5 protein-coding genes are annotated in these 5,224 nt (G+C 54.2%); all 5 read right to left on the reverse strand.

Translation table 11 applies throughout. The features are described 5' to 3' along the window. Positions 1-576 precede the first annotated feature (576 nt). The 5 genes from yfkM to CCE92_RS12975 all read right to left on the reverse strand — a co-directional run bounded on the left by yfkM (position 577) and on the right by CCE92_RS12975 (position 5,003). Entirely contained in the window at positions 577-1,113 is a 537-nt protein-coding gene (gene yfkM, locus CCE92_RS12955) for a general stress protein 18 (protein ID WP_088008542.1), read from the reverse strand. Positions 1,114-1,205: 92 nt separating this feature from the next. Beyond that, entirely contained in the window at positions 1,206-1,796 is a 591-nt protein-coding gene (locus CCE92_RS12960) for a DNA-3-methyladenine glycosylase (RefSeq protein ID WP_088008544.1), read from the reverse strand. A 145-nt stretch (positions 1,797-1,941) separates the two neighbouring features. Next, the gene (locus tag CCE92_RS12965) at positions 1,942-3,093 is read right to left on the reverse strand and encodes an acyl-CoA dehydrogenase family protein (RefSeq protein WP_088008546.1); all 1,152 of its coding nucleotides are present in this window, start codon (positions 3,091-3,093) and stop codon (positions 1,942-1,944) included. 12 nt (positions 3,094-3,105) lie between these two features. Further along, entirely contained in the window at positions 3,106-3,873 is a 768-nt protein-coding gene (locus tag CCE92_RS12970; protein ID WP_088008548.1) for a 3-hydroxyacyl-CoA dehydrogenase, read from the reverse strand. Next, positions 3,870-5,003, reverse strand: coding sequence for a thiolase family protein (locus tag CCE92_RS12975; protein WP_088008549.1), 1,134 nt, complete (start codon positions 5,001-5,003; stop codon positions 3,870-3,872). Before CCE92_RS12975 ends, CCE92_RS12970 begins: the two co-directional genes overlap by 4 nt. Positions 5,004-5,224: the final 221 nt, after the last annotated feature.

The raw sequence follows: 5,224 nt of genomic DNA on the forward strand, positions 1-5,224 counted from the left end.
TTTTCAAATGCAATTTAAAAGCCCGGCAGTCAGCGCTGCCGGGCTTTTAAAGTTATCGAGAAAGCAGCAATAACTGCTTTACCTCCTCAGTTCTGCCCTTCTTTTAGGAGAACCTACCGGTTCAGAAAAGGGGGAACCCGGCCCTTTCCGCAGACGGACGGGCGAGCCTCCTCACGCACTAACGCGCGCTCCGGGGTCTCTTCCTTCCGTTATTCTGCCGGAGTGGCCGAGGTTCCCCCCTTTTCTTTCTTCCACCTTTTCCTGTCCTGAGGAGAATGTGCCATGACTGATTGGCATCTCCTGTTCCATGCTTGCCGGAAGCCGCTGAACAGCCGAAGCCGGAATCAAACCGGAATAGTTTCTGTGAGACATCTAGGCCTGTGCCTCCCCACAGACTTGGATGTCCCAAACCGCCGGCCGTTGTGAAGGGACGGGTCCTGCGAGACGCCTGCGAGCAGCCGCGGTAAAGTTATGACCGCGGCTGTTTGCGACGAGCTTGCGCAGGAGCAAGGGAGCAGGTCCGGAGCGAAACAAATGGCCGGCGACTGCCCAATTTCTTTTTCATGTCCGCCGCATTCAAGATCCGGCGGATACGTTCGCTTTTTCCAGGACATTCAGTGCCTCGCGGTTGAATGCCGGAATATCATCAGGCTGCCGGCTTGTAACAAGCTGGCCGCAGCAATTCACTACTTCCTGATCCTTCACTTTCGCCCCTGCATACTCCATGTCTACTTGGATCGACTTGTAACCGGTCGCACTGCGCCCTTCCAGCGCTTTTGCCGTGATGAGCAGCTGAGGACCGTGGCAGATGGCGAAAACCGGTTTGTCACTGTCCATGAAAGACTTGGCGAACTGCACGAAACGTTCGTCCGCCCGCAGCTGGTCCGGGGAGAATCCGCCAGGGATGAACAGTGCGTCAAAGTCTTCCGGCTTTACATCATCAATGCTTTTATCGATGGCGACGGTGGCATCTCCCTGTTTGCCTTTCACTTCTTTGCCTGCTTCTTTTTCGATCGTAATCACTTCATGGCCGGCGTCCGTGAATGCTTTCGAGGGCTTCGTATATTCGACATCCTCGAACAGATCGGTGATCAGTGTGGCGATTTTAGCCATTTTCCGTCACTCCTTTTTTGTTGAAATCAGCTAAACCCGCACAATGCGGGCTACAATTATATTATTCCACGTCCGGGGTTTCCATAAACGTCTCACTTCCTGAATTTGGAGACGAACGGATTATCCTTTTCAAAAAACCGATAGGGATAATGAACCGCTTCGCCCGTGTTCTGGATACCAATCCGAGGACCGGCTTCCACTTGCGTCACCGGTTCACCCTTTGCGATAAAAAGCGGCCGCTCCGAAAAGTGGTGACCGTAATAGTCCATTGTAATGCCCATCGCTTTCGTCAGTTTTCCAGGACCGCTCGTCCATTGATAGACCGGCATGTCGCTGCGCCGTTCCCGCATGATTTCTTCCCCTGCCACCGGCTCCACCGCACGGATGAGAATGGCGCGCGGGGTTCCTTCCGGGCCGCTGACGACATTGAGCAGCGTATGCGTATGCATTTGATACGTATAGACGGACCCGGGCTTCCCAAACATGATTTCCGTCCGCTTTGTCCGTCTCCCGCCGTAGCTGTGGGCAGCCCGGTCAGTTTCTCCCATATAAGCTTCTGTTTCAACGATTTTTCCCGCCACTATGCCGGCAGCCGTTTCATGTACGACAATACAGCCGAGCAGTTCACGGGACAGTCCGAGTGTCGGCATGTCAAAAAAGTCCTGTGGCAACGGTTCGAACATTGTATTCCCTCCTGTCACTCTCCCTTTCGTTTTCCCGTTCACCGCGGCATTTAAAACAAAGGGCCCGATCGCATATAAAACGGGTCCTCACATACGGACCCGGCAGACAAAGTGTGGGATTCCAGACCGATCCGGCGAGCACCCGTCATTCAAGCCCCATCCGTTTTGCCACAATCATCTTCATCACTTCGTTCGACCCCGCATAGATGGCGGCGACCGGAATATCCCGGTAGCGGCGGGCAATTTTGTATTCTTCCATATAACCGTATCCGCCATGGAGCTGCATGCATTCGCCGGCGATTTTCTTCGCGGTATCTGTCAGCCAGTACTTTGCCATTGATACTTTCGTTACCACATCTTTACCCGCCATGTGATCTTCAATGAGCGATTCCAGGAACGAATGCCCAAGTTCGATTTCCGTTGCCATTTCTGCCAGCTTGAACTGCGTATTCTGAAATGAACCAATCGGCTTGCCGAAAGCCGTTCGCTCCTTCACATAACGAAGCGTCATTTCCAGCATGTCTTCCGAAGCGGTCTGTGCTGCGAGAGCAACAACAAGCCGTTCCTGCTGCAGTTTTTCCATGAGGTACGTGAATCCTTTTCCTTCTTCACCGATGAGATTGGCCACTGGCACCCGGCAGTCTTCGAAGTACAATTCCGATGTGTCCTGCGCGTGCATGCCGACTTTGTCGAGCTTCCGCCCTTTCGTGAAACCTGGCGTCCCTTCTTCAATCATCAGAAGCGACACCCCCCGGTGTTTCGGTTCAGCATCCGGATTCGTTTTCACTGCCGCTAACACGAGCGTTGAATGAATGCCGTTCGTGATAAATGTTTTCTGCCCGTTCACGACGTACTCATCGCCATCTCGGATGGCTGTCGTTTTAATGGCCGCAAGATCTGACCCGGCACCCGGTTCCGTCATGGCGATCGCTAATATATGCTCGCCCGTCACGCATCCTGGCAGCCAGCGCTTCTTCTGTTCATCCGTCCCGTAGGATTCGATATACGGGGCGACAATGTCATTATGGAGACCGACGCCGGTCAGACTGGCCCCGACCCGCTCCATTTCTTCTCCGATAATCACGCCGTACCGAAAGTCCGCATCCAGCCCGCCGAATTGCTCCGATACTTGCGGACAGAGGAAGCCCATTTCTCCAAGTTTTCTCCAGAAAGCCTTCGGAATCACGCGTTCCTGTTCCCACTGATCGTAATACGGCTCTGCTTCCTTCTCCAGAAACTTCCTTAGCGATTTTCGGAACAGTTCATGTTCTTCTTCTTCGAACCGGTACTTACCCATCCCCTTCACCCCTCATTTTGGCTGCATACGAATGGCACCGTCCAGCCGGATCACTTCACCATTTAATAGCGGGTTTTCGATAATATGCTGTACGAGCATTGCGTATTCTTCCGGCCTGCCGAGCCGTTTCGGAAATGGCACCCCTTGGGCGAGTGTTTCTTTCGCCGCTGCCGGCAGTCCCTCAAACATCGGCGTATCGATCAGACCCGGCGCGATTGCCATCACCCGGATTCCGGCAGAAGCAAATTCCCTCGCCAGCGGCAGCGTCATCGCGGCGACGCCGCCTTTTGAAGCGCTGTAAGCCGCCTGCCCAATTTGGCCTTCAAATGCCGCGACAGAAGCGGTATTTACGATTACTCCCTGCTCTCCCTGAGCGTCAGGTTCATTTTGCTGCATGAACGCGGCGGCGAGACGGATAACATTAAAGGTCCCGGTCAGATTCACTTTCAAAACCTTTTCAAACTGTTCAAGCGGCAGCGGCCCATTCTTTGAAACGACTTTTCCCGGCGTTCCAATGCCTGCGCAATTGATGACGGTATTGAGTCCGCCCATCCAGTGCCTGGCAGCCGCCAGATTCTGTTCTGTCTCTTCCGGATCCGTCACATCTGTCCGGAAAAACGCGGCGCCCTTTCCAAGTTCCGCGGCGAGCGCTTCTCCCTTTTCTTCGTTCAAATCAAAAATAGCCGCCATGCCGCCCGATTGAATCACGTTTTGCACAGTCGCTTTCCCAAGACCGGAAGCGCCGCCTGTTACAATCGCCTTTACTTGAGCCTTATTCATAGATCCGGCCTCTGCAGATTTTCAATTACGGTCGCATTTGCCATTCCCATGCCTTCGCAAATTGCCAGAAGCCCATATCGGCCGCCAATCCGCTCCAATTCATGGACAAGAGACACGAGCAGTTTCGTTCCTGTCGCGCCAAGCGGATGCCCCAGCGCAATAGCTCCGCCGTTGACGTTCAGTTTTTCCGGATCCGCCCCGGTCTCTTTGAGCCATGCGAGCGGCACTGGCGCAAATGCTTCATTCACCTCATACCGATCCATATCTCCGATGGTGAGGTTCGCTTTCTTCAGCGCTTTTTCTGTGGCCGCAATCGGACCCGTGAGCATCAGGGTCGGGTCTGACCCGACGACAGCGCGAGCGATGATCCGCGCTTTCGCTTCGAGTCCAAGTTCCCGCGCTTTCTCACCTGACATTAACAGAACTGCTGAAGCGCCATCACTCATCTGACTGGCGTTTCCGGCAGTGATCTGGCCATCTTCCCGGAAAGCCGGTTTCAGATCGGCCAGCACTTCTTCCGTTGTGTCCTCCCGCGGTCCTTCATCCGCCGGCGCACCGACCGGCACGATCTCCTGTGCGTATTTTCCAGCTTCTATGGCAGCAAGCGCCCGTTTATGGCTTTGAACAGCGTAGGCATCCAGTTCTTTCCGGGTAATTCCCCATTTTTCAGCGATCCGCTCAGCCGATAATCCTTGGTTAATGATCTCATACCGGTCCGTCAGTTTCTTGCTTGGCTCGGTCCCCTGCATATTGGAAAACATCGGGGAACGGGTCATGCTCTCAATTCCGCCGGCAATGACAATTTCCATATCACCTGACAGAATCGCCTGTGAGCCGAAGTGGACCGCCTGCTGGCTGGAACCGCACTGCCGGTCAATCGTCACGCCCGGCACATAATCAGGGAAGCCTGCGATCAATGCCGCCGTACGCGCAATATTGCCGCCCTGTTCTCCGGACTGCGTCACACAGCCAAGAATCACGTCCTCCACCAAGCCTTTATCCACACCAGCCCGCGAAGTTAATTCCTCAAGCACCTCTGCAGCGAGTTCATCCGGCCTCGTTCCGCTGTGTATGCCTTTTCGCCGGCCAACCGCCGTACGGACTCCTTCGATGATAACCACTTCCCGCATTGCCCCTCGCCCCTTTTGTCAAAATAAAATGAATTGTCGTTCACTTTTTATTATAGGGAAATCTTTTTCTGGTGACTACTGCCAATTACGTTAAACCTGCCGCCCTGCTTCACTTCCCTCTATTAAGTTCGCTGACTAAAAGAAGGTTTTCCAAGTGATGGCAGACCTTCGGCCAGTCAGCCGCTCCCGACCAGCTCGCGTGCTCCTGCGCAAGCTCGTCG

The sequence above is a fragment of the Indiicoccus explosivorum genome (genome assembly GCF_002167005.1).
Taxonomy (GTDB): domain Bacteria; phylum Bacillota; class Bacilli; order Bacillales_A; family Planococcaceae; genus Indiicoccus; species Indiicoccus explosivorum.